Raw genomic sequence first — 23,449 nt, 5'->3', positions numbered from 1 at the left:
GCCGCCCCATCGCGAGAGGTCGCCACCGTGCACCAGGTCCAGGAGAACCCCACCCAGGCCGTCGGCCCCGTCACCGCCGAGGACTGTGCGCTGCTGCTCGCGGCCCTCCGCGACGCCGTGCCGCTCGTGCAGTGCATCACCAACGCCGTCGTTACGAACGTCACCGCCAACGTGCTCCTCGCCCTCGGAGCGGCTCCCGCCATGGTGGACATCCCGGGCGAGGCCCGGCAGTTCGCCCCCGTCGCCTCGGCTGTGCTCGTCAACCTCGGCACCCCCACCGGTTCCCAGCGCGAGGCCATGCTGGAGGCGGCGGACGCGGCGAACGGGGCAGGGACGCCCTGGGTCCTCGACCCCGTCGCGGTCGGCTTCCTCACCGTCCGCACGCAGACCGCCGCGGAGCTCGTCGCCCTCCGCCCCGGGATCATCCGGGGCAACGCCTCGGAGATCATCGCGCTCGCAGGTGCTGGCGCTGGCGGCCGCGGCGTCGACTCCCTCGACGAGCCCGCCGCCGCGCTCGACGCCGCGCGGCTCCTGGCCTCCCGCCACGGGTCGGTCGTCGCCGTGTCGGGCGCCGTGGACATGATCGTCGCGCCGTCGGGTGCCGTCGTCGGCGTGGCCAACGGCACGCCCCTCCTCACGCAGGTCACCGGGGGCGGGTGCGCGCTGGGGGCCGTCATGGCCGCCTTCGCCGCCCTCACCGAGGATCCGCTCCTCGCGGCGGTCGCCGCGACCGGCGCGTACACGATCGCCGCAGAACACGCCGCAGCCGTCGCGTCGGGGCCGGGCACCTTCGGGGCACAGTTCCTCGACGCGCTCTCGGCCATCACCCCGGACGACGTCCGGCGCAGGCTGACCCTGCGGGCAGGCTCCTGATGCCCGTCCAGGACGGGAGCGCCCGGCCGTCGCCGGCGTCGTACCTGCCCCTCTACCTCGTCACGGACACCGTGCTCTGCTCGCCACGGTCGGTGCCCGACGTCGTCGCCCTCGCCGTCGGGGGCGGGGTGACCTGCGTGCAGGTCCGGGACAAGCGAGCGGGCGTCCGCGATCTCCTGGACCTGCTGGTGGCCGTGGCCGCCGCGGTGGACGGCCGGGTGCCCGTGCTGGTCGACGACCGGGTGGACGTCTACCTCGCTGCCCTCGCCGGGGGTGCCCGGGTGCACGGTGTCCACGTGGGGCAGTCGGATCTTCCTGCCGGCGTGGTGCGGGCCATGGTCGGACCGGACGCCGTCGTCGGACTGAGCGCGGCGACGCCCGGGCAGTTCGAGGCGGTGTCGGAGCTCCCGGCGGGCACGGTCGACTACCTGGGTGTGGGCGCGGTGCATGCCACCAGCACCAAGCCCGATCACCCGGCGCCCCTCGGTGTCGACGGGTTCGCGGGCCTGGTGGCGGCTGCTCCACTGCCCTGCGTCGCGATTGGCGGCATCACGGCGGACGACGCGGCTCCGCTGCGCCGTGCCGGGGCCGCGGGGATCGCCGTCGTCTCCGCCCTGTGCACGGCCGCGGATCCGTCGGCGACCGCACGCGACCTGCTCCGGGCGTGGCAGGACGGAAGGAGCTGATCCCTGCGCGACCGGTCGGCGGGACGGGGCTCCCGGCCGGCGATCAACGCTCGGTGCAGCAGGCACGACGTCGCCCGCGGTGGCCGGTCGCGGACCCCGCACCGGCCACCGATGCCTACGATGAAGGGATGAGCACTTTGTGGAACGGCGCCGACGCGCTCGCCGTCGTCGTCGAGGGAGGTCCCGCCGATGCAGGCCACTCCCCGGTGGACGACGCGGCCGTGGGGGGCGGGCCGCGCGCCGCTGCCGACCTCGATCGGGGCATCGCCCTGCTGCGCGAGGTCGCCTCGGGGACCCGCCCGCCGACGCTGCGCCTCTACCGGCCCAGCCCTACCGTCGCCTTCGGCCAGCGGGACGCCCGCCTCCCCGGGTTCGCCGCCGCGGGCCGTGCCGCCGAGGACCGCGGATTCACGCCCCTCGTCCGGCGGGCGGGGGGCCGGGCCGCGGCCTACCATGGCGGATGCCTGGTGGTGGACCACCTCGAGCCGGCGGCCGACGGCGTCGCCGGTACGCGGGCGCGCTTCGCAGCCTTCGGCGCATTCTTCGCGGCGGTGCTCGCCCGCGTCGGCGTCGACGCGCACGTGGGGGAGGTCCCGGGCGAGTACTGCCCGGGGGAGTTCAGTGTGCACGGCCGCCGAGACGGCGTCCCCGCGGTCAAACTCGTGGGCACGGCCCAGCGTGTGATCTCCGGTGCCTGGCTGTTCTCGTCCGTCGTGGTGGTGGAGGACGCCACGCCGCTGCGTGCGGTCCTCTCGGACGTGTACGCGGCACTGGGCCTGGACTGGCTGCCCTCGACGGCGGGCGGGGCCGAGGACCTGGCTCCGGGACTCGCCGTCGACGACGTCGAGCAGGCGCTGCTCACGGCCTATGCCGCCGTCGTCCGCCTGGACCACGCCTGACCGGCAGCTCGTCCGGAAACAGGGCGTCCCGCCCCTCCGGGAGGAGGGACGGGACGCCGGCGGACCGTGATGCTGCAGCTCCGGGGTCAGTGCCCGCGCGCGATCCATTCCTCGAGGTGCGGGGCCTCGTCGCCGATCGTCGTGCTGTCGCCGTGACCCGTGCGGGCGATCGTGTCCGCGGGCAGCGTCAGCAGGCGCGTCCGGATCGACTCGATGATCGTCGGGAAGTCGCTGAAGGACCGTCCGGTGGCGCCGGGTCCGCCCTGGAAGAGCGTGTCGCCGGTGAAGACCGTGCCGGCCTCCTCGACGTAGAAGCAGGTGGAGCCGGGGGAGTGGCCGGGCGTGTGCAGCGCGGTGAGGACGACGCCGGCGACCTCGATCCTGTCGCCGTCGCCGATCCACTGGTCCGGGCTCAGCTCCGGGAACACCATGTCCCACAGTTCGCGGTCGGCCTCGTGCAGGTGGATGGGTGCACGGACGGCGTCGAAGAGGTCCCCGACGGCGCGGATGTGGTCGTCATGCGCGTGGGTCAGGAGGATGGCCCGCACGGTGCGACCGTTCACCTGCTCGACGATCGCCGCGGCGTCGTGCGGCGCGTCGATGATGACGCACTCGTCGTCGTCACCGACGATCCAGACGTTGTTGTCGACGTCCCACGTGCCGCCGTCGAGCGAGAACGTGCCCGAGGTGACGAGGTGCTCGATCCGCGCGACCATCAGAGTTCCACCACCGAGCGCAGCACCGCACCGTCGTGCATCTTCTCGAAGGCCTCCTCGACCTGGTCGAGGGAGATGCGCTCGGTGACGAAGGCCTCGAGGTCGAGGGTGCCCTGCAGGTAGTGATTCACGAGCATCGGGAAGTCGCGGCTGGGCAGGCAGTCCCCGTACCAGGAGGACTTCAGCGACCCGCCGCGGCCGAAGACGTCCAGCAGCGGGAGTTCGAGGGTCATCTCGGGCGTCGGCACGCCGACGAGCACCACGGTACCGGCGAGGTCGCGGGCGTAGAACGCCTGCTTGTACGTCTCGGGGCGCCCGACGGCATCGATCACGACGTCGGCACCGTTGCCCCCGGTGAGGGCGCGGACGGCCTCCACGGGGTCCTCGTCCTTCGAATTGACCGTGTGGGTGGCACCGAGGCCCTTGGCGAGCTCCAGCTTCCGGTCGTCGATGTCGACGGCGATGATCGTGGTGGCGCCGGCGAGCTTCGAACCGGCGACGGCGGCGATGCCCACCCCGCCGCAGCCGATCACGGCGACGGAATCGCCGAGGGTCACATTGCCCGTGTTGATGGCCGCACCGATGCCCGCCATGATGCCGCAGCCCAGGAGGCCGACGGCGGCGGCGTCGGCCGCCGGGTCCACCTTGGTGCACTGCCCGGCTGCGACCAGCGTCTTCTCGGCGAATGCACCGATGCCCAGGGCGGCCGTGAGCTCGGTGCCGTCCTCGAGGGTCATCTTCTGGGTGGCGTTATGCGTGTCGAAGCAGTATTGCGGCTCGCCGCGGCGGCACGCCCGGCACTCGCCGCAGACGGCGCGCCAGTTCAGGATCACGCGATCACCGGGCGCCACCTGCGTGACGTCGTCACCCACGGCACTCACGACGCCGGTGGCCTCGTGTCCCAGCAGGAAGGGGAAGTCGTCGTTGATGCCGCCCTGCTTGTAGTGCAGGTCGGTGTGGCAGACGCCGCACGTGAGGATGTCGACGAGGGCCTCGCCGGGACCCGGGTCCGGCACCAGGATGGTCTCGATGGTGGCGGGGGCGTCCTTCGCCCGCACCACGACTCCCTGAACTCTGTGCACCATGGTCTCGCTGTCCTTCCGCTGGGTACCTGCTGGCGGTCGGACCGCGTCCTGCCGGTCCGCCGTTCCCCAGCATAGGGGGGACGGCGGACGGGGACCGCGCCGGGTCCGGGCTAGACGGAGAGGCGCGTCCTCACATCGGCGACGGACGGGTTGGTGGCCGTGCTGCCGTCCGGGAAGATCACGGTGGGGACGGTCTGGTTGCCGCCGTTGAGGGACGCCACGAGCTCGGCGGTGCCCTCGACCTCCTCGATGTTGACCTCTGTGTAGCCGATGCCCTGGGCGTCCAGCTGCGACTTCAGGCGTCGGCAGTACCCGCACCACGAGGTGGAGAACATGGTGATGGTTCCGGCGTCGGGCGTGTAGTCCACGGTGCTCCTCGAATCTGCGTGCGGTTCTCCTGCACGTGCTCTGATCGGTCAGCGGTCGGCATTCCCGCCCGCACCCTCCTCAACGCGCGCGGTGGGGCGGGCATTCCACGCGACCCGCCGCCCCTGGCGCGCGCCGACCGGGACGACGGTAGGCTCACGGCATGCCCGGAGCGAACGAAGAGCAGAACGCGATGCAGCTGGCGGCGGTCCGCGTGGCCATCAACGAGGTGGACGAGCAGCTCGTCTCCCTCATCTCACGGCGCGAGCGCCTGGTGCGGCGTGCAGGTGCCCTGAAGCAGGACGACGCCTCCGTGCGCGCGCCGGCGCGGGTGGAGCAGGTGATCACGAACGTCCGGGGCTACGCGGCCAGGCTCGGGGTGGACCCCACGGTCGTCGAGCACACGTACCGCGCCATGATCTCGGCGTTCATCGACCTGGAGCTGAAGGTGCGGCGCGAGGGCTGACTCCCCGTCGGACCTCCGCCGGTTTCCTGCGGCTCCCGCCGGCTCCCTGCAATGAGCGTGTTGGTCGGCCGTCCGCTCAGCCGATACGATCAGGACGGCGGTCCCGTGCCCTACCGGGTGCCGCCGTGCCCGTTCGGGCGACCATTTTCCACCCAGCACCGAGGAGACCTCCCGTGTCAGCGCCGCAGCCCCTGAAACTCATCGTCGACGGCGAAGAGAAGCAGGCGACCACGGGTACCACCGGCACCGAGCTGTTCTCCGAGCGGCGCGACGTCGTCGTCATGCGCATCGACGGGGAGCTGCGCGACCTCGACCAGGTCCTGCCGGACGGTTCGACCGTCGACGGTGTCACGCTCGAGGACCCGGCCGGGCTCGAGGTGCTCCGCCACTCCGCCGCGCATGTCATGGCCCAGGCCGTGCAGCAGCTGCGCCCGGGCGCGAAGCTGGGGATCGGCCCCTACATCACGGACGGTTTCTACTTCGATTTCGACGTCGAGGAGCCCTTCACGCCGGACGAGCTGAAGCAGCTCGAGAAGATGATGCTCAAGATCGTCAACGCCAACCAGCGCTTCGTCCGCCGCGTGGTGTCCGAGGACGAGGCCCGTGAGGCCATGAAGGACGAGCCGTACAAGCTCGAGCTCATCGGCCTCAAGGGCGGTGCCACCGAGGAGGACGGCGCCTCCGTGGAGGTGGGCGCCGGCGAACTGACCATCTACGACAACGTGGACCGCAAGTCCGGGGAAGTGGTCTGGCAGGACCTCTGCCGCGGGCCGCACCTGCCCAACACCAAGCTCATCTCCAACGCCTATGCGCTGACCCGCTCGGCCGCCGCCTACTGGCGCGGGAGCGAGAAGAACAAGCAGCTGCAGCGCATCTACGGCACGGCCTGGCCCACCAAGGACGCCCTCAAGGCGTACCAGGAACGCCTGGCCGAGGCGGAGCGCCGCGACCACCGGCGCCTCGGCACGGAACTCGATCTCTTCTCCTTCCCGGACGAGCTGGGTTCCGGGCTCCCGGTGTTCCATCCCAAGGGCGGCATCATCCGCAAGGAGATGGAGGACTACTCCCGCCGGCGCCACACCGACGCCGGGTACGAGTTCGTCTACACACCGCACATCACCAAGGGCCACCTCTACGAGGTCTCGGGCCACCTCGACTGGTACCGCGACGGCATGTTCCCCGCGATGCACGTCGACGAGGAGCGCAACGAGGACGGCACGGTGCGCAAGCCCGGGCAGGACTACTACCTCAAGCCGATGAACTGCCCCATGCACAACCTGATCTTCCGGTCCCGTGGACGCTCCTACCGCGAACTGCCGCTGCGCCTGTTCGAATTCGGTTCCGTGTACCGGTACGAGAAGTCGGGCGTCGTGCACGGCCTGACGCGCGTGCGCGGCATGACCCAGGACGACGCGCACATCTACTGCACGCGCGAGCAGATGAAGGACGAGCTCACCGGGACGCTCACCTTCGTGCTCGGCCTGCTCAAGGACTACGGCCTCGAGGACTTCTACCTCGAACTCTCCACCCGCAACCCGGAGAAGTCCGTCGGATCGGACGAGATCTGGGACGAAGCCACGCGGACCCTCGCCGAGGTCGCCGAGGCATCGGGCCTCAAGCTCGTGCCCGATCCCGGGGGAGCGGCGTTCTACGGGCCGAAGATCTCCGTGCAGGCCCGGGACGCGATCGGACGGACGTGGCAGATGTCCACGATCCAGCTGGACTTCAACCTGCCCGACCGGTTCGAGCTCGAGTACCAGGCGGCAGACGGTTCGCGCCAGCGGCCCGTGATGATCCACCGGGCTCTTTTCGGCTCGATCGAACGCTTCATGGGAGTCCTCACCGAGCACTACGCGGGCGCCTTCCCGGCCTGGCTCGCGCCGGTGCAGGTGCTGGCCGTCCCCGTGGCCGAGGCGTTCAACGAGTACCTGTACGACGTCGTCGACAAGCTCAAGGCCCAGGGGATCCGCGCCCAGGTGGACGCCGGCTCGGACCGCTTTCCGAAGAAGATCCGGACGGCGAGCAAGGAGAAGGTGCCCTTCGTGCTCATCGCGGGCGGCGAGGACCAGGAGGCGAACGCCGTGTCCTTCCGGTTCCGGGACGGCAGCCAGGACAACCAGGTGCCCGTGGAGGAGGCCGTTCGGCGGATCGTGGAGGCGGTCCGCAGCCGGGAGGCGACCGTCTGATGGCGGGTGCGGACGGAGTGGACAGGCCCGTGGAGGACGCCGCACAGGGGTACCCGGGTGATGCCGCGGTGATTGACGGCTTCGAGCTGGCGGGTGTGCCTGACGCCTTCCAGCGCCTGTGGACCCCGCACCGCCTCGCGTACGTGAAGGGCGGCCAGGACCAGGTCGGCTCCGAGGAGACGTGTCCCTTCTGCCGTGCCCCCCGGCTCAGCGACGAGGAGTCGCTGATCGTGCACCGCGGGACCCACGCGTTCGTCCTGCTCAACCTGTTCCCCTACAACGCCGGTCACCTGCTCGTGGTCCCGTACCGGCATGTGCCTGACTACACGGACATCGACGAGGCGGAGACGGCCGAGGTGGCGGCCCTGACCCAGACCGCCATGCGCGTGCTGCGCCGCGTCTCCCACCCGACGGGCTTCAATCTCGGGATGAACCAGGGGGCGACGGGCGGGGCCGGGATCGCCGCCCACCTCCACCAGCACGTGGTGCCGCGATGGGGTGGGGACGGCAACTTCCTGCCGATCATCGCGCAGACCAAGGCCATCACCCAGACCCTCGGCGAGGTCCGGGCGCAGGTCGCCGAGGCATGGCCCTCGCGTGGGGACGACGCCGCCCCGCCGGAACCGGGCTCCTGATGCTCAACAGGTACGCCCGGGGCTTCTTCACCCGGCTGTTCACCCCGCTGGCGCGGCTGCTGCTGCGCTGGGGTGTGACGCCTGACGCCGTCACCATCGCCGGCACCATCGGGGTGGCAGGCGGTGCGCTGGTGTTCTACCCTCTCGGACAGCTGTTCTGGGGGACCGTGGTCATCACGCTCTTCGTCTTCTCCGATGTCATCGACGGGATCATGGCACGCCTGAAGGGGCACGGCGGCTCCTGGGGCAGCTTCCTCGACTCGACGCTCGACCGCATCGCCGACGGCGCGCTGTTCACGGCGGTCGCCATCTGGTTCTTCACCGGCGGACAGAATCCCGCCATCGCCGTCGCCGCCCTCGCCTGCCTCGTGCTCGGCATGCTCGTGTCCTACGCGCGGGCCAAGGCGGAGTCCCTGGGCTTCACGGCCAACGTCGGGGTGGCGGAGCGGGCCGAGCGGCTCGTGTCGGTCCTCGTGGTCACCGGGCTGACGGGCCTCGGGTTGCCGGAGGTCGTCCTGTTCACCGTCCTCGTGATCCTGGCGCTGGCGAGCCTCGTCACGGTGTACCAGCGTGTCCGCGCCGTGCGGAGGCAGTCGCTCGAGGCGGCGTCGCCCTCCTGACCCCACGCCGACGGGCCCACGCAGCGCGTGGCCGAGCCGGTGAGCAGCTGAGCGTCCCCGCACCCGTGCACGGTTGTGCGCACGGGTGGTCCAGCCGCCGGGTCCTGGTGCCACCGTCGTCCCGTGCGCCCGGCACCGATGCGTCCCGTCCGTCCGGCACCGATGAGTACCGTGCGCCCGGACCGTCTAAGGGGCACCGATGCTCCACGACGGAAGGACGGCGTCATGCCACCCCTCGGATTCCTGCCCGCGGACCTGCACATCGTCTCGCAGGGCGATCTCCTCCTCCTGCAGGCCGGCGGCACTGCCCGTGACCACCGCACCGGGCCCGGCGCCGGGAGCCGCCGGTGCCCGCCCTGGCCCGACGAGGCGGTCGACCGCGTCCTGGACGAGCTCGAGCGCAGGGACGCCGCCGTGCTGCAGTGACCCCGCCGTGAGTCACTCCCTGCGTTGCCGCGTGACGGTGACGGACGCGACGGACGCGACGGACGCGACGGACGCGACGGACGCGACGGACGCGACGGACGCGCCGCAGTCCCTCGGCATCAGGCGCCCGGCGCCGGCGCGGACCCGATGGACCAGATCCGCGGTGGTACGGCGCCGTTGACCGAATGGTCACCGACGATCCTGGCCTTGAAGACCCAGGGGTTGTGGTTGGCGGCGGTGCGCGCATTGCGCCAGTGGCGGTCGAGGTTCTTCGCCGTGCTCACGCCCGAGGCCGCGAGGGCGCCGAAGACGTCGGACGTAGCCCGCGTGGCGAGGGCGGACAGGATCACCTGGGCCTTCGCGGTCTCTAGCTCGGCAACGTCGTTGCGCCGCTCGTCCTCGGCCTCGTCATCGAGGAACGCGCCCTCGTAGGCGTGCTGCAGCGCCCGCGCGGCACGCTCGACCGTCGCCTCCGCCGCATACGCGGCCGCGGACACCTCCCCGACGACCTGCAGGATCTGGGGATCGGCCGCGAAGGATGGAGCATTTCCGTGGCTGAAGATCCGCGTCCTGGTCCGGACCTCGCGGGCGACGTCGTGCTCCGCGCCCTTGATGGTCCCGGCAAGGACCGCAAGCAGCACCGCCTGGTAGAACGCGGTCTGGTAGGCGAACCGGGTATCGAAGTCGATGACGTTCTCGGCGTCGACGCGTGCTGCGTCGAACGTCGACGTCCCGGAGCCGGTGGTCTGCTGGCCGAAGCCGTCCCAGTCGTCGGCGTGCGTGACCCCCGGCTGGTGGGCACTGACGACGGCGATCACCTTGACGCCGTTGTCGGTGCGCTGGGCGAAGGTGTCGATCCAGTCGGCGAAGATGCTGCCTGTGGAGTAGTACTTGGTGCCGCTGACGAGGAACCCCCCGGAGTCCGGATCGGGACTGACCTTGGTGATCACGTCGCCGATCGTGACGCCGCCCACCTCGGTCCAGGAGTTCCCGACCGTCTCGCCGTCGACGAACCGCCTGAGCCACGTCTCGCGGTGCGGGCCCGAGGAGACCAGCCGGTCCTCCACGAAGGCGAAGTGACCACGCAGGGCCTGCGGGATGTTCGGGTCGGCCGCGGCGAGCTCGGTGAGCAGCCGGAACAGCTGGGGTAGGGAGGCGCCGAAACCGCCGACGGCCACGGGGACCCGGAGGGCGCCGAAGCCCGCGTCGATCAGGGCACGGATCTCGGCGCGGGGGAGTTCGTGCTCACGGTCCCGCCGCGAGGCTCCGTCGGCGATCCTGGCGAAGAGCGGGCGGAAGCGGGCGGCGAGGAGCTCGTAGTCGGCATCGGCAGTGCGGGTGATGTTCGTGATGGTGGTCATGACGGACCTTTCGATGAAGGGATGCAGGGCGGACAGGGCGCGGGAGGGGTGCAGAGCGGTTGTCAGGCGTCGACGGCGACCGGCTGCGCGGCGATGACCGGTACGGGCCGGCCGCCGAGGGTGACGGCGACCGCGAAGAGGGTACCGAGGACCACGGCCGTCGCGATGACGGCCGTCGTCCTGCCCGGCCAGGCGCCGTTGAGGCCGAGCAGCGCGGGGACCACGGTGCTGATTGTGCCCACGAGGATCGCGCTCCAGCCCGTGACCCGCGTGAGGCGCTCCGCGCCGCGGGCGAGGAGCAGGAAGAACAGGGTCCAGAGCGCGGCCCAGCTGATCCAGAGCACCGAGCTCACGGGGTCCTCGCGGGCTGCCGTGCCGGCGAGGACGAGGGCGAGCACGGCGACGAAGCCGCAGAACCAGCCGACGCCGGCCGATCCGAGGCCTGCGACCGAGCCCAGCCCCACGTACAGGTAGGTCAGGCCGAACAGGACGATCCCGGCCGCCGATCCGGCGGCGCCGGGATCGGACGAGGCGACGAGCAGCGCCACGACCAGTTGCAGCAGGCCGATCGCGATGTTGAAGAAACCGGCGTCGCGCGGGGTCACGCGGCCGAGCAGGGAGACGCCGTTGATCAGCAGGGCGGCCCCGGAGAGCAGGAGGCAGATGTACGACATGGGTGTCCCGTCGTCAGGACGCGGACCAGGGGTGCGCGCCGTGCTTGCCCCGACGCGGGCTGCGCGGGGCCTGATCCTCACCTGGGGCACCCCGCCACGGAGGGGGTTGCCGTCCGACGAGCCAGGGCTTCGCGTCGGAACTCTTGATCTGTCCTCCGAGGCTAGGCCGTCCCACCGCCGGTGTGCCGGAATGCGTCGGAGCGTGACCCCCGATGACCTCCGATGACGCCCCGCAGCCTCACGTGGCAGACCGGGATGCTCGGTCCGCCTCGCCCCGGAGACCGGTGCCCGACACCCGTCGCCCGCGGAACATAAGCACCCTTCGCAGTGTTGTAGAAGGTGATGATGATGCCCCAGGAACAGGATCTGACCACGATCACCCCCACGCGCCTGTGGGTCCCGCGCCATGTGCTGATCACGCGTGCAGCCTCCGACCTACCGCACACCGCGGAGATCGTCCGCCGCTGCGAGGCAGCCGGAGTGGAGGACATCCGCGTCCTCCCCGGTAATGCCCTGACGGGGCTCCGCGGCGCCACGGAACGGGAGACCTATGCGTCGGCGAAGTACACGCTGGCCGTCGTCGTCGCACCGCCCAGTGCGCTGAAGCCCCAGCCGATCCCCCCGAGTGCCGACTGGCGGATCGACCTCGCGAAGGGTTGTCCCGCCCACTGCCAGTACTGCTATCTGGCCGGCTCGCTCCAGGGTCCGCCGGTGACCCGCGTCTACGCGAACCTCGACGACGTCCTCGACGGGGTGCGCACGCACGCCGGCCGGGGCTCCGTGACCAGCGGGACCATCGAGCGAGGTGGCGAGGGCACCACCTTCGAGATGTCCTGCTACACCGATCCGCTCGGCATCGAGAGGGTGACGGGCTCGCTCGCGGCGGCGATCTCCCGCGTGGGCTCGGGCGAATTCGGCGAGGACGTCCAGCTGAGGTTCACCACGAAGTTCGACGACGTCGGCGAGCTGGTGACGCTGGATCACGGCGGCCGGACACGGGTGCGCTTCTCGGTCAACGCCGCCGAGGTGGCCAACCGCTTCGAGGGCGGGACGGCCAGGATGCCCGCACGGCTCACGGCGCTCCGCGCGGTCGCGGCGGCAGGCTACCGTGTGGGCCTGACCATCGCCCCCATCATGCCCGTCCCCGGCTGGCGTGAGCAGTACGGCGCGTTGCTCAACGACGTCGCCGCTGCCCTCGACGGCATCGAGGACGTCGACCTCACGGCCGAGATCATCACGCACCGGTTCACGCCCGCCAGCAAGGAGGTGCTGCTCGGCTGGTACCCGCGGACGAAGCTCGAGATGGACGAGGACCTGCGGAGTCGGAAGCGCTCGAAGTTCGGTGGGATCAAGTACGTGTACCCGAAGCAGACCATGAGCGAGATGCGGACCTGGTTCGTCGACGAGCTCGAGCGGCGCGTCCCGGCGGCGCGCCTCCTCTACTGGACCTGATCGGGGCATCCGGGCGTATCCGCCCGGTCCGCTGAACTCCAGGTGCAAGCCCCGTGATAGGACCGCCCCCGGCCGAGTGCCACGGCCTGTCAGCACCCACCGCCCCCCTGGAAACGGGCGGGCCGGCAGCTCTCCCAGGGGCCGCCACGGCGGCCGGAACAGTGCCCCGGGCGTCGTATCATGAAGGGTCAGCTTTTTTCTACCTTGAGGGGCAAGTTGTGTCCACCGTTGAAGACAATTCGGCAACCACAGCACAGACCGGCGGAAGCCGGGTCAAGAGGGGTATGGCTGAAATGCTCAAGGGCGGCGTCATCATGGATGTCGTCACAGCCGATCAGGCCCGCATCGCCGAGGACGCCGGCGCAGTGGCCGTCATGGCGCTCGAGCGAGTTCCCGCGGACATCCGCGCCCAGGGCGGCGTGTCCCGGATGAGCGATCCCGACATGATCGACAGCATCATCGAGGCCGTCTCCATCCCGGTGATGGCCAAGGCACGCATCGGTCACTTCGTCGAGGCGCAGGTCCTGCAGTCGCTCGGCGTCGACTACATCGACGAGTCGGAGGTCCTCACGCCGGCCGACTACACGAACCACATCGACAAGTGGAAGTTCCAGATCCCCTTCGTCTGCGGTGCCACCAATCTCGGTGAGGCGCTGCGTCGCATCAACGAGGGCGCTGCGATGATCCGCTCGAAGGGCGAGGCCGGCACCGGTGACGTCTCGAACGCCACGATGCACATGCGCACCATCCGTGCGGAGCTCAACCGGTTGTCCTCCATGGCCGAGGACGAGCTCTACGTCGCCGCCAAGGAACTCCAGGCGCCCTACGAGCTCGTCAGGGAGGTAGCCTCGGCCGGCCGCCTCCCCGTGGTGCTCTTCACCGCCGGCGGGATCGCGACGCCGTCGGACGCCGCGATGATGATGCAGCTCGGCGCGGACGGCGTGTTCGTCGGTTCCGGCATCTTTAAGTCCGGCAACCCGGCCGAGCGCGCCAATGCCATCGTCCAGGCGACCACCTTCCACGACGACCCCGACATGATCGCCAAGGTCTCGCGCGGGCTCGGCGAAGCCATGGTCGGTATCAACGTGGACGAGATCCCGCAGCCGCACCGCCTCGCAGAGCGCGGCTGGTAGTACTGCCCGTCCCCGATCAGGGACGCGAGGACCTCAGGAGGACCGCAGCCCGCACGGGCTGCGGTCCTCCTGCCGTTCCCGGCCGGAACCGGCCTACCGACCGGCGGACCCGTCGAGCTGCAGCGAGAACGTCTTCCCGCGGCCCAGCAGCGTGAAGCCGCGTCGGGAGAAGAACGCATAGCCCTGGGGAGTGGCGTTGACCGCGAGGTCGCGGGCGCCGGCCGCCGCGGCCCGCCGTGCCGTCGCCGCCACCAGGGAGGTCGCCAGTCCCTGCCGCTGGTGATCCGGCAGCACCTCGAGGTGATGGATGCCGCCGAGGCCGCGCAGTCCGGCGACGCCGGACGGGTAGAACGAGTAGGCCGCTCCGGTGATGTTGCCGGTACCGGCGGACCGCGACACCGCATGCCACGCCTGGCGGGGCTGCGACCGGACCACGCGCAGTTCCTGCGCCAGGGGTCCGGTGTAGTCGGGCACCTCGTCCGTCAGCCTGGCGGCGCCCGCGTCCCCGCCGTCGTCGCCCTCCTGCGCCACGCCCGCGCCACCGGTGACGGCTAACGCCGGTGCGGCCATCCACCACGGCTGCCAGCTCGGCTCGAAGCGCAGGCCCCGGAGCTCGACGGCGTCCACGGCCCCGTTGAGCCACACGCGGACCGAGGCGGCGCCGAGCCGCACTCCTTCGGCCAGCGCGGGCCGCACGGCGGTGGCACTGACCGCGGAGGGGAACATCAGCCCGAGCTCACGCCGCGCCGGCAGCCAGACCCAGGTGTTCCCGTGCGTCGAGAACGTCTTCCCACCCGTCGCCGTCGCCAGCGCCGCCGACCATGCCGTCTCCAGCCGCTGGCACTGCGCGATGGTCACCATGCGGGTGCGCCCGCGCGGACGCGTCTCACGCGAGACCGCGACGCACGAGCAGGGGCTGCAGGTCCGCGTCGCGTCCGCGGAACCGGCGGAAGGCCTCCAGCGGCTCGATGCTGTTGCCCCGTGACAGCAGCTCGCGCCGGAAGTGGTCGCCGTTCCCGCGCGTCAGGCCGCCGGAGGTCCTGAACCACTCGACCGTGTCGGCGTCGAGCATCTCGCTCCAGATGTAGGCGTAGTAGGACGCCGCGTACCCGCCGGCGAAGATGTGCTTGAAGTAGGACGTACGGTAGCGCGGCGGGACCGGCGCGAAATCCACCCCCGCGTCCGCGAGGGCGGCGGCCTCGAAGGCGAGCGGGTCCTCGACCACCGTGCCGGAGGGGATGGAGTGCCAGGCGAGGTCCAGGAGGGCGGCGCCGAGGTAGGCCGTGGTCTCGAAGCCCTCGCCCCAGGCGCCCGCCGCGTGGATGCGGTCGATGACGTCCTGGGGGAGCGCCTCCCCGGTCTCGTGGTGGCGCGCGTAGTTCGCGACGATCTCGGGCCACAGGATCCACATCTCGTTGACCTGTGAAGGGTATTCGACGAAGTCGCGCGGGACGGCGGTCCCGGCGAACAGCGGGTAGGTGACGTCCGAGAACAGGCCGTGCAGGGCGTGGCCGAACTCGTGGAACGTCGTGACCACCTGGTCGTAGGACAGCAGCGTCGGTTCGCCCGTGCCCGGCTTCGACAGGTTCAGGTTATTGACGACGACGGCACGCGTGCCCTCGAGCGCGGACTGGTCCACGAACGAATTCATCCAGGCACCCCCGCTCTTGGTATCGCGCGTGTAGTAGTCGCCGAGGAACAGGCCCAGCCCTGACCCGTCCGCATCGAAGACCTCCCAGACGCGGACGTCCGGGTGGTAGCCGACGAGGTCGGGGCGCTCCGCGAAGCTGAGTCCGTACAGCCGGTTCGCGGCGTGGAAGACGCCGTCGTTGATGACGCTCTCCAGTTCGAAGTACGGGCGCAGTGCATCGAGGTCCACGTCGAACTTCGCCTTCCGCACCCGCGACGCGTAGAACGCCCAGTCCCACGGCTCGATCGGGTGCCCGGCCTCGGCCTCGAGTTCCGCGGCTTCGGTCCTGGCGTTACGGACGGCCGGAGCGGCCAGCTCCCGCATCCGGTCCATGATCGCGGCGAGCGACGGCGCCGTCTGGTTGTCGGTCGCCGCCGCTGCGTGCGTGTCGAATCCGAGCAGGGCTGCGCGTTCGGCGCGGAGGGTCGCCATGCGGGTCGCGATCGCGAGGGTGTCCGCCTCGTTGCCGCGCGCTCCACGGTTGACGGACGCCTCGTGGAGCCTCCGGCGGACGTCCCGGTCCGTCAGCAGCTCCAGTGCGGGCTGCGCGGTCGGCAGGATCAGGGTCAGCAGGTACTTGCCCCCGTGGCCCGCCTCCGCGGCAGCTCCGGCGGCGGCGGAGACGGCGTCGGAGGAGAGGCCGTCGAGTTCCTCCGCGCGATCGAGGAGCAGCGCCGAATCGTTGGTGTCCTTGAGGAGTTTCTGGGAGAACTCCGTGCTGAGGGCCGAGAGTTCGGAGTTCAGTCGGCGCAGGGTCACCTGGGCGTCGTCGTCCAGTTCCGCACCTGCCCGGACGAAGCTGCGCAGGTACTCCTCCACCAGGCGCACGGATTCGTCGTCGAGCCCGTCGAGCGGCACCCGGCGGAGACGCTCGAACAGTGGCCGGTTCAGCTTGATGTTGTCCTCGTGCTCGGCGAGCCGCGGCGCCACCTGCTGTTCGAGATCCTGGATGAACGGCGTCGCGTGGCTGACCGAGTTGCTGAAGAACACGCTCGCGACCCGGTGCAGCGTACGCCCGGCACGCTCGAGTGCCACGACCGTGTTCTCGAAGGTCGGGGCCTCGGCCGAACCGGTGACGGCGTCGATCTCCGCGAGGTGCTCGGCGAAGCCGGCGTCGAAGGCGGGCAGGTAGTGCTCCTCCCGCAGGGAGGCGAAGGGTGGCAGCTGGTAGTCGAGGGTGCTCGGCTCGAGGAAAGGGTTGCTCATGAGAACTAACTTTTGCACGTTGTTGCACGTATGCGCACCACCCTTGACCCGTCCGGATCACGCTCCCTAGGGTCGGGAATGCTTCGCTGCCTGATGATCGGCGTCCTTCCGGGGGCGCCACCAGGACAGGGGCGGCCGGCACAGGAGCCGGTTGCCGCGGAGCACGCCGGGCAGCGCAGCCCGGTCCCGAGAAGGAGCACCCATGAGAACCCGTTCCCGAACATCCGTCCTGCTGACACTGTCGCTGGCCCTCGGCGGCGTTACCGTCGCGGCCGTCCCGGCAGTAGCGGCACCACCGCCGGCTCCCGCCCGCGTCGTCGCCCCCCTCGCCGCCGACGGGACGACGCCGATCCCGGCCGTCGAGGGCCCCCTCGCCTCCACGGCGGAGTCCTACCCCTTCGGGGCGGCGGACCACCAGGAGGTCCCGCAGGACCTCGCCCGCCTCGGGTACGTGGAGGAGGAGTACCTCGTGAGCGGTACCTCCAACGTCTACACATGGCCTGCGGCAGGGCCCGCCGAGATCCGGACCCCCGACGCCCCGTACAGCACCCGCGTACTGGTCCGTAAGCCGGCCAGGGGCCAGGCGTTCAGCGGCAACGTGGTCGTCGAGATGCTCAATCCGAGCAACCTCTTCGACCTCAACATCGGCTGGGCCGTGGCCCAGGAGCAGATCGTCGCCAACGGTGACGCCTGGGTGGGCATCACCGCCAAGCCGATCGCCATCGAGGCGCTGAAGAACTTCGACGCGGAGCGGTACGCCTCGCTGTCCTTCGCCAATCCGCTGCCCCTGACCGATCCGGCGAACTGCGCCACGGTCGCCGCCGACTCCTCCAGGACGACGGAGAACGGCCTGATCTGGGACATCTACTCGCAGGTGGGTGCCTGGCTGAGGAGCGACGACGCCACGAACCCGCTGCGCTACGGCGCGCGGACAACCCGCGTGGAGCACGCCTACGGCTTCGGCTACTCCCAGACCGGTGGCTTCCTCGTGAACTACATCAACGGCGTGCACCCGCTCGTCGTCGAGTCGGACGGAGCGCCGATCTACGACGCCTATCTCGTCGCCGTCGCCGGTGGCGCCTTCGCCGGCGCGTACCCCATGAACCAGTGCGAGCCCGCGCCACCGGCCACCGACGTCCGCCGCCAGTTCAGGGACGTCGGCGTGCCCATCATGCGCATGATGTCGCAGTCCGACTATCTCCTCGGCATCGGCTCCCGCCGGGAGGACAGCGATGCGCCGGGCGACCAGTACCGCCACTACGAGATGGCAGGCGCCGGCCACGCGACCCCCGACGAGCTCACGTTCTCGGCGTCCTCCGCAGACATTCTCGCCGCGGACCGCGTCGTCCCGCCGGCATCCTGCAACGAGGGGCCACGCAGCCGGTTCCCGAGTTCGATCTTCTTCAACGCAGCGCTGCGGAACCTCGACGCCTGGGTGCGCGACGGCGTCGCGCCTCCCCACGCGGAGCCCATCCTGGTGCGCAACGGCGCGCCGGTCCTCGACCGGTTCGGCAACGTGCAGGGCGGCCTCCGCTCGCCGTTCCTCGACGCGCCCACCAGCACCTGGTACGGCACGGCGACGGGCGCGTCCTTCTGCTTCATCGCAGGATACGAGCGCCCGCTGTCCCGGACGGTGATCGACAGCCTCTACCGGAACCACGGAGCCTACGTGAAGGCGGTCAAGGACAGCGCACGCAGCCTCGAACGTGAAGGCTTCCTGACCGCCTACGACGCACGCGAGCTGCAGAGGGACGCCGCGCAGAGCAGGATCCCCTGATGGTGGGATGAACGCAGAGAGGCCCCCGTTCCGGCGGGGGCCTCTCTGCGTGGACGGCCTGCAAGGGGACATCGGCTGTGGCAGGGTTGCCGGATGGACGAGCAGACCTGGGAACAGTAGATCGGGACCTACTGGGAGCAGGAGTTCGACGACACGCGTCCCGAGGAATCCCTCGCCCGGATGCGGGACCTGGCCGCCGTGCGGCCCGACGGCGATGCGGCAGCCCTCTTGAGTACGCCGGCGTGCACGACGCCCTCGGTCTCGAACACGAGGCGATCCCCCTCTATCGTGCGGCGATCCATGCGGGGCTCGAGGGCGAGCGCGCCACCCGCGTGGTCATCCAGCTGGCTAGCACCCTGCGCAACGTCGGCGCGTCGGCCGAGGCGGTGCGAATGCTCGAGTCGATGCCGGTGATGGAGGCCGACGAGGCGGCGCGTCAGGCCTTCCTGGCCCTCGCCCTGTACGACGAGGGACGCTATGGCGATGCCCTGCGCACCGCACTCGCGGCCCTGATTCCGACGCTCGACGGCTACCGGAGAGCGCTCGGTGCCTACGCCGACGAGCTGCCGAGCACGACGTCGGACCGCGGCTCGTCCCCGCAGCCTGTCATGGATCGCCCTGCGTGACGCGACGTCCGTCCGCCGCGGCACGGTCACGGCCGGCCTTCACCCCACGTGGCGGCGAGCGCGGTCCAGGCTGTCCTTCCCGTGGCGAGCGGGGTCCTGGCTGTCCGTGCCTGGGCGGTTGCGCGTCCTGAACGCCTCCGCGCCGAGGGTCGCAGCCGTGCTGCCCACGCCAAGGACCAGGCCGACGCGGGTGTGCGGAAGCCGCGTGCCTCTGTTCGCAAGGCGCTCCCCGACACCGAAGACGAGCCGTTCCATGCCGACCGTCAGCGCGATGCTTCCGCCGAGGAAGGCCACCGCTGCTCCCGTGAGCACCACCGGGTGACGTACGGGGTGGCGCATCGACGACCGGAAGCGCGGGCCCCGGTGGGTGCCCGAGCGTCCATCGGTGGTCGACCGGGGTGATGGAGGATCGGCGGCGACACCCGGGTCGCCGGGCTCCGGCTCCGGCTCCGGCTCCGGTGCAGTGTCCTCGCCGGGTGAAAGCCTGCCGCGTCTCATCGCCGCGATCCCGTAGGCCGCACTGGCGGTGAGGATCATCGTCTTGGCGACGACGCGCACCGGCCTGCTCGTGGTGTAGTCGGGCAGGGCGTACCAGAGGATGATGCCCAGCCCGGACAGGAGATCGGCCAAGAGCGGGAGGGGAGGTGTGGTCTTCGGCGACATGGGATCCACGCTACTGACCCGCCCGGCGTGGGCGCATCCGCCCTCGTGCTGATCCCGGTGTCCTCCGCGCGGAGGATGGCCGCCCGTCCGGCGGAGGAGAACGCGCCCAGCCGGCGGAGCAGAAGGCGCTAAACGCCAGGGCGAAGTCCGCTGGACCCCGGAGCAGAAGGCGCTGGAGGCCGGAGCGAGGTCCGCCCGGACACCGGCCGTGCCCGCCCCGGAGTCGGGCGGGCACGGCGTCGGGTCCACGTCGTCCGCAGGTCAGCCGTTCGGGGGCGTGTAGAGCTGGAGGTCGTTGCCCTCGCTGTCCTTGAACGGGAGGATGCGACCCCACGGGTACTCGCTGATGTCGCCCTCCACGGATGCCCCACCCCGGCCGGCGATTCGCTCGAGCTCGTCCTCGATGGAGCCTTCCGGCTCGAGGCTGATGACGGCTCCGCCGCCTGCTCCGCCATGGGTGGCCTCCCGTGCGTTGAGGCCGATGGTGAGCCCGCCGGCGTCGATCTCGGCCCACTCGTCCTCCTGCATGCTGACGTCCAGTCCCAGGGTGTACCGGTAGAAGGCCAGGGCGCGGTCCATGTCCTCGACGGGGACCCAGACGGTTGCTACTCCCTTGGCCATGATGCTCCTTCCGCGGATCCGGAGGGGATCCAGAGGGTTCACGGACCCGGCCGGGCCCGTCCCTCGGCACGCTACCGGCCGGTCGGAGCCGACGCTCCGGAGGAGAGGACCCTTGACGGCGGCTCGCCCGTGCTGTCCTACCGGGGGCGCTCGGCGGCGTGGCGGCGCGCGAGATCGGCCAGGGAATCGTCCAGGCCGTCGGCGTCGAAGGAACCGAACCTGCGCTCGGCGGCGGTGCGCAGGAGGAAGTCGGCGATGGCCGGGTTCTTGGGCAGGAGCGAGCCGTGCAGATAGCTCGCCACGATGTTCCGGTAGCGCGCCCCCTCATGCTCGTCCTCAGCATTGTTGCCCGCGCCCTTGACGACGGTCGCGAGCGGCCTGACGCCTTCGCCGAGGAAGGTCTGTCCGCTGTGGTTCTCGTAGCCGTGGATGTCGCCGAATTCCTCGCTGGTGGCGACGACGTTGCCGATCAATCGCTCCGTGCCACCCCGGGTTTCGAGGTCCAGCACGCCGATCCCGGGGATCACGGTGCCGTCGTGTGTCCGGAACTCCCTCCCGAAGAGCTGGTACAGACCGCAGATGAGCAGCATCGGCGTACCGTCTTCCGCGAGCTCGCGGAGACGCGGAGCGATCGACTGGAGGTCGTCCTGGATGACCACCTGTCCGCTGTCCTGTCCGCCGCCACCGATGATGACGTCGATGTCCGCGGGGAAGGCGTCGCCGGCGTTGTGTTCGAGGATCTCGGCGCCGTAACCGCGCCAGGCGAGCCGCTGCTTGAGGACCAGGACGTTGCCGTAGTCGCCGTAGATGTTCATCTCCCGTGGGTACAGCTGCAGGATGCGCAGCGTCCCCTTCGCCGGATCGGCAGGAGCCTCGCTGAGGTGGCTGGCGGACGGTGCATCGGTCATCAGGAGACCACCTCGACCTTCGTGATCTTGGAGAGTTCGCGGCGCACGGCGAGCATCGCCGTGTAGGTGCAGAAGATGCGCTTGGGGTGGCCCGCCGAGCCGCCGATGAACTGCTTGAGCCCGTCCGGGATGTCGGTCTCGACGGCGCCCACGCGGACGTCGTCGTACTTCAACCGGAGCGCCATGTCGTAGGCGCGGACGCCGCTGACCATCTCCACGCCGCCGAGTCCGAGCGAGTCGAAGTCGACGTCCCAGAGCCAGGACATGTCGCGCCCGTCGGCGTAGTTGTCGTTGATCGCGATCATCGTCGCGCAGCCGGCAGGATCGAACGACTTCAGCCCGAGCCGGAAGCCACTCGGGTTCTTCACCAGGACCAGTTCCAGGGGAAGGCCGTCGACGACGAGGCTCTCGCCCCGTCCGAACGCGGGCTCGACGGCGGCCAGGGACGCGTACAACCGGTCGTCGTCGGCGGTTCCGGCCATGACGGTCCGCGCCGCAGCGAGCGCGGCGGCCGCGTTGAAGATGTTGTAGACGCCCCGGAGGCGGAGATCCGTGCGGGTCACCGTGCCGTCCGCCTCGAACTCGGCGGAGTTACCGTCGACCGAGCGGAGGACCACGTCAGCGGGCAGGGCGGAGGCGGGAGCGGTGCCGGCCGCGCCGCGGAGTTCGTCGTCGTTCGGGAACGTGCTCCGCAGTGATGCGTCGAGGCCGAAATAGACGACGTCGGCGGTCGTGACCGATGAGGCGATACCGGCGACGCGCGGGTCCTCGCGGTTGAGCACGACGGTGCCCGTCGTGGCCAGGGCGATGCGCTCGAGCAGCCGCGTGGTGGCGTCGATCTCGCCGAAGCGGTCCAGCTGGTCGCGGAGCACGTTGAGGAGCAGGGAGAAGCGTGGGGGGACGAGCTTGACGAAGTGCACCGCGTGCGCCTCGTCGAGCTCGAGCACGGCGACGTCCGCGGTCAGGCGGCCGTGCCAGTCCACCTCGCCGAGCAGTGCGGCGGCCACGCCGCGCGTGAAGTTGCTGCCGGTGCGGTTGGTGAAGACTTTCAGGCCCTGGCCCTCGAGGAGCTCCACCACCATCTTGGTGGTGGTCGTCTTGCCGTTCGTCCCGCTGACGACGACGACGCCGCGGGGGAGGGTGGACAGCGCGCGGGCCATGAACCCGGGGTCGAGGCGCTCGACCACGAGGCCGGGAAGGGCGGAGCCGCCGCCGCGCAGGCGGGATGCGATGCGCACGGCCTTGCCCACGAGGACTGGAAGGGGATACATGCCTCCACGATATCGCCGGGCCGGCGTTCTTCCCGCGAGGCGGGGGACGAGGCGCTCCCGGCCGGGGCGGCTACGCCCGGCCGACGACCTAGAATCGAGGGATGACCTCCCCGTCCTCCTCGGCGCCCCTGCCGACGTCGGTCCCCGTATCCGATGAGCCGATCGACGCTCCGTTCGACGCCTCGTTCGACGCGCCGTTCGACGCTCCGATCGATGCGCCGGCCGACACCCGTCGATCCGGCGTGCGTCCGGTCGGCGTGCCTCCGGCCGGCGGGCGCCCGGTTTCCGGGGATTGCGCGACCACGGAGGGGAGGACCGCGGCCGGACGGCGCGACGTCGTCGTCGGGGTCCTCGCGGTGCAGGGCGACGTACGGGAGCACGTCGCGACGATCGAGTCGCTCGGCGGGCGCGCCGTCACGGTGCGGCGTCCGGCGGAACTCGCCGCTGTGGACGGCCTCATCATCCCCGGCGGCGAGTCGACCACCATCGACAAGCTGACGCGCACCTTCGGGCTGGCCGCTCCGCTGCGCGAGCTGATCGTCGGCGGCCTGCCCGTGTACGGATCCTGCGCGGGCATGATCATGCTCTCGGATGTCATCGCCGATCCCGCCACCGACCGCTCGGGCAATCCGCAGCAGACGTTCGGCGGGCTCGACATGGTGGTGCGGCGCAACGCCTTCGGACGCCAGCGCGAGTCCTTCGAGACCGACCTCGACTTCGCGGAGCTGGCGGCCACGGGCTCCGCCGCGGCCGGGGACCCCGTGCGCGCGGTCTTCATCAGGGCGCCCTGGGTCGAGAAGGTGGGCGACGGCGTCGAGGTGCTGGCGCAGGTGCCCGCCGCCGGGACACCCCGGGCGGCACCCCGGGACGACGTCGGTGACAGTGCTGACGGCGGTGGCTCGAGCGATGGCTCGAGCGACGGCTCGAGCGACGGCTCAAGCGACGGCTTCGGCGGTGCGACGGACGGCGCAGGAGCGGACTTGGAGCCGGTCGCTAGAATTGTCGCAGTGCGTTCGGGCAACCTGCTGGCCACGAGTTTCCACCCGGAAGTGACGGGTGAGCGGCGGGTCCACGAACTCTTTATCCGGATGATCAGAGGAGAAGCGTAA

24 protein-coding genes and 1 riboswitch are annotated in these 23,449 nt (G+C 70.8%); of the genes, 13 read left to right on the top strand and 11 right to left on the bottom strand.

The genetic code is table 11. The features are described from left to right. Positions 1 to 27 precede the first annotated feature (27 nt). From thiM to ACTIMO_RS05945, 3 genes are all read left to right on the top strand, one after another. Positions 28 to 873: a hydroxyethylthiazole kinase gene (gene thiM / locus ACTIMO_RS05955; RefSeq protein WP_448181785.1), complete on the top strand. Its 846-nt coding sequence runs from the start codon at positions 28 to 30 to the stop codon at positions 871 to 873. Beyond that, complete coding sequence (gene thiE / locus ACTIMO_RS05950) at positions 873 to 1,559, top strand: thiamine phosphate synthase (protein ID WP_448181784.1); 687 nt, start codon at positions 873 to 875, stop codon at positions 1,557 to 1,559. The genes thiM and thiE overlap by 1 nt, the downstream gene beginning before the upstream one ends. 128 nt (positions 1,560 to 1,687) lie before the next feature. After that, positions 1,688 to 2,458: a lipoate--protein ligase family protein gene (locus tag ACTIMO_RS05945; RefSeq protein ID WP_448181783.1), complete on the top strand. Its 771-nt coding sequence runs from the start codon at positions 1,688 to 1,690 to the stop codon at positions 2,456 to 2,458. A gap of 86 nt (positions 2,459 to 2,544) precedes the next feature. On the opposite strand, the gene ACTIMO_RS05940 is transcribed toward ACTIMO_RS05945, so the two are convergent. The 3 genes from ACTIMO_RS05940 to ACTIMO_RS05930 all read right to left on the bottom strand — a co-directional run bounded on the left by ACTIMO_RS05940 (position 2,545) and on the right by ACTIMO_RS05930 (position 4,627). Beyond that, positions 2,545 to 3,174 carry an MBL fold metallo-hydrolase gene (locus ACTIMO_RS05940; RefSeq protein ID WP_448181782.1) on the bottom strand — a complete coding sequence of 210 codons (630 nt, stop codon included), beginning with the start codon at positions 3,172 to 3,174 and terminating at the stop codon, positions 2,545 to 2,547. After that, positions 3,174 to 4,259 carry an S-(hydroxymethyl)mycothiol dehydrogenase gene (locus ACTIMO_RS05935; protein WP_448181781.1) on the bottom strand — a complete coding sequence of 362 codons (1,086 nt, stop codon included), beginning with the start codon at positions 4,257 to 4,259 and terminating at the stop codon, positions 3,174 to 3,176. The genes ACTIMO_RS05940 and ACTIMO_RS05935 overlap by 1 nt, the downstream gene beginning before the upstream one ends. A gap of 110 nt (positions 4,260 to 4,369) precedes the next feature. Then, positions 4,370 to 4,627, bottom strand: a complete 258-nt coding sequence (locus ACTIMO_RS05930; protein WP_055771854.1) for a mycoredoxin — start codon at positions 4,625 to 4,627, stop codon at positions 4,370 to 4,372. A 161-nt stretch (positions 4,628 to 4,788) separates the two neighbouring features. On the opposite strand from ACTIMO_RS05930, the gene ACTIMO_RS05925 reads away from it, so the two are divergent. The 5 genes from ACTIMO_RS05925 to ACTIMO_RS05905 all read left to right on the top strand — a co-directional run bounded on the left by ACTIMO_RS05925 (position 4,789) and on the right by ACTIMO_RS05905 (position 8,958). Continuing rightward, the gene (locus ACTIMO_RS05925) at positions 4,789 to 5,091 is read left to right on the top strand and encodes a chorismate mutase (protein WP_448181780.1); all 303 of its coding nucleotides are present in this window, start codon (positions 4,789 to 4,791) and stop codon (positions 5,089 to 5,091) included. A gap of 173 nt (positions 5,092 to 5,264) precedes the next feature. Next, complete coding sequence (gene thrS / locus ACTIMO_RS05920; protein ID WP_448181779.1) at positions 5,265 to 7,277, top strand: threonine--tRNA ligase; 2,013 nt, start codon at positions 5,265 to 5,267, stop codon at positions 7,275 to 7,277. After that, positions 7,277 to 7,912: an HIT family protein gene (locus tag ACTIMO_RS05915; protein WP_448181778.1), complete on the top strand. Its 636-nt coding sequence runs from the start codon at positions 7,277 to 7,279 to the stop codon at positions 7,910 to 7,912. Before thrS ends, ACTIMO_RS05915 begins: the two co-directional genes overlap by 1 nt. Next, positions 7,912 to 8,532: a phosphatidylinositol phosphate synthase gene (gene pgsA, locus ACTIMO_RS05910; RefSeq protein ID WP_055772325.1), complete on the top strand. Its 621-nt coding sequence runs from the start codon at positions 7,912 to 7,914 to the stop codon at positions 8,530 to 8,532. Before ACTIMO_RS05915 ends, pgsA begins: the two co-directional genes overlap by 1 nt. A 225-nt stretch (positions 8,533 to 8,757) precedes the next feature. Beyond that, positions 8,758 to 8,958, top strand: coding sequence for a hypothetical protein (locus ACTIMO_RS05905; protein ID WP_422391768.1), 201 nt, complete (start codon positions 8,758 to 8,760; stop codon positions 8,956 to 8,958). A 119-nt stretch (positions 8,959 to 9,077) separates the two neighbouring features. Here ACTIMO_RS05905 and ACTIMO_RS05900 read toward each other — a convergent pair whose 3' ends face one another. Further along, complete coding sequence (locus tag ACTIMO_RS05900; RefSeq protein ID WP_448181777.1) at positions 9,078 to 10,319, bottom strand: acyl-CoA dehydrogenase family protein; 1,242 nt, start codon at positions 10,317 to 10,319, stop codon at positions 9,078 to 9,080. Between the two features lie 62 nt (positions 10,320 to 10,381). Further along, positions 10,382 to 10,993 (bottom strand): AmiS/UreI family transporter, encoded by a 612-nt coding sequence (locus ACTIMO_RS05895; protein WP_448181776.1) that lies wholly within the window; start codon positions 10,991 to 10,993, stop codon positions 10,382 to 10,384. A 35-nt stretch (positions 10,994 to 11,028) separates the two neighbouring features. Then, a riboswitch (SAM riboswitch) is annotated at positions 11,029 to 11,142 on the bottom strand. 199 nt (positions 11,143 to 11,341) lie between these two features. Here ACTIMO_RS05895 and ACTIMO_RS05890 point away from each other — a divergent pair. Next, positions 11,342 to 12,445 carry a spore photoproduct lyase family protein gene (locus ACTIMO_RS05890; protein ID WP_448181775.1) on the top strand — a complete coding sequence of 368 codons (1,104 nt, stop codon included), beginning with the start codon at positions 11,342 to 11,344 and terminating at the stop codon, positions 12,443 to 12,445. Between the two features lie 218 nt (positions 12,446 to 12,663). After that, positions 12,664 to 13,578, top strand: a complete 915-nt coding sequence (pdxS, locus tag ACTIMO_RS05885; RefSeq protein WP_055771833.1) for a pyridoxal 5'-phosphate synthase lyase subunit PdxS — start codon at positions 12,664 to 12,666, stop codon at positions 13,576 to 13,578. Positions 13,579 to 13,671: 93 nt separating this feature from the next. On the opposite strand, the gene ACTIMO_RS05880 is transcribed toward pdxS, so the two are convergent. Next, positions 13,672 to 14,439 (bottom strand): GNAT family N-acetyltransferase, encoded by a 768-nt coding sequence (locus tag ACTIMO_RS05880; RefSeq protein WP_448181774.1) that lies wholly within the window; start codon positions 14,437 to 14,439, stop codon positions 13,672 to 13,674. Positions 14,440 to 14,464: 25 nt separating this feature from the next. Further along, a complete protein-coding gene (locus ACTIMO_RS05875; protein WP_448181773.1) occupies positions 14,465 to 16,474 on the bottom strand; it encodes a M3 family metallopeptidase in 2,010 nt (669 codons plus the stop codon). Between the two features lie 202 nt (positions 16,475 to 16,676). Here ACTIMO_RS05875 and ACTIMO_RS05870 point away from each other — a divergent pair, with 202 nt between their 5' ends. Together ACTIMO_RS05870 and ACTIMO_RS05865 are read left to right on the top strand one after the other, a co-directional pair. Then, positions 16,677 to 18,251 carry an alpha/beta hydrolase domain-containing protein gene (locus tag ACTIMO_RS05870; RefSeq protein ID WP_448181772.1) on the top strand — a complete coding sequence of 525 codons (1,575 nt, stop codon included), beginning with the start codon at positions 16,677 to 16,679 and terminating at the stop codon, positions 18,249 to 18,251. A 242-nt stretch (positions 18,252 to 18,493) separates the two neighbouring features. Then, positions 18,494 to 18,877, top strand: coding sequence for a tetratricopeptide repeat protein (locus ACTIMO_RS05865; protein WP_448181771.1), 384 nt, complete (start codon positions 18,494 to 18,496; stop codon positions 18,875 to 18,877). Positions 18,878 to 18,916: 39 nt separating this feature from the next. Here ACTIMO_RS05865 and ACTIMO_RS05860 read toward each other — a convergent pair whose 3' ends face one another. From ACTIMO_RS05860 to ACTIMO_RS05845, 4 genes are all read right to left on the bottom strand, one after another. Further along, complete coding sequence (locus ACTIMO_RS05860; RefSeq protein ID WP_448181770.1) at positions 18,917 to 19,540, bottom strand: hypothetical protein; 624 nt, start codon at positions 19,538 to 19,540, stop codon at positions 18,917 to 18,919. 261 nt (positions 19,541 to 19,801) lie between these two features. Then, positions 19,802 to 20,161 carry a VOC family protein gene (locus ACTIMO_RS05855; protein WP_448181769.1) on the bottom strand — a complete coding sequence of 120 codons (360 nt, stop codon included), beginning with the start codon at positions 20,159 to 20,161 and terminating at the stop codon, positions 19,802 to 19,804. Between the two features lie 137 nt (positions 20,162 to 20,298). After that, a complete protein-coding gene (locus ACTIMO_RS05850; RefSeq protein ID WP_055771810.1) occupies positions 20,299 to 21,069 on the bottom strand; it encodes a type 1 glutamine amidotransferase in 771 nt (256 codons plus the stop codon). Further along, entirely contained in the window at positions 21,069 to 22,340 is a 1,272-nt protein-coding gene (locus tag ACTIMO_RS05845) for a MurT ligase domain-containing protein (RefSeq protein WP_448181768.1), read from the bottom strand. The genes ACTIMO_RS05850 and ACTIMO_RS05845 overlap by 1 nt, the downstream gene beginning before the upstream one ends. A 257-nt stretch (positions 22,341 to 22,597) precedes the next feature. On the opposite strand from ACTIMO_RS05845, the gene pdxT reads away from it, so the two are divergent. Then, positions 22,598 to 23,449, top strand: a complete 852-nt coding sequence (gene pdxT, locus ACTIMO_RS05840) for a pyridoxal 5'-phosphate synthase glutaminase subunit PdxT (RefSeq protein ID WP_448181908.1) — start codon at positions 22,598 to 22,600, stop codon at positions 23,447 to 23,449.

This window comes from Arthrobacter sp. CP30 (assembly GCF_053470025.1).
This window is presented reverse-complemented; position numbering and strand designations above follow the sequence as displayed.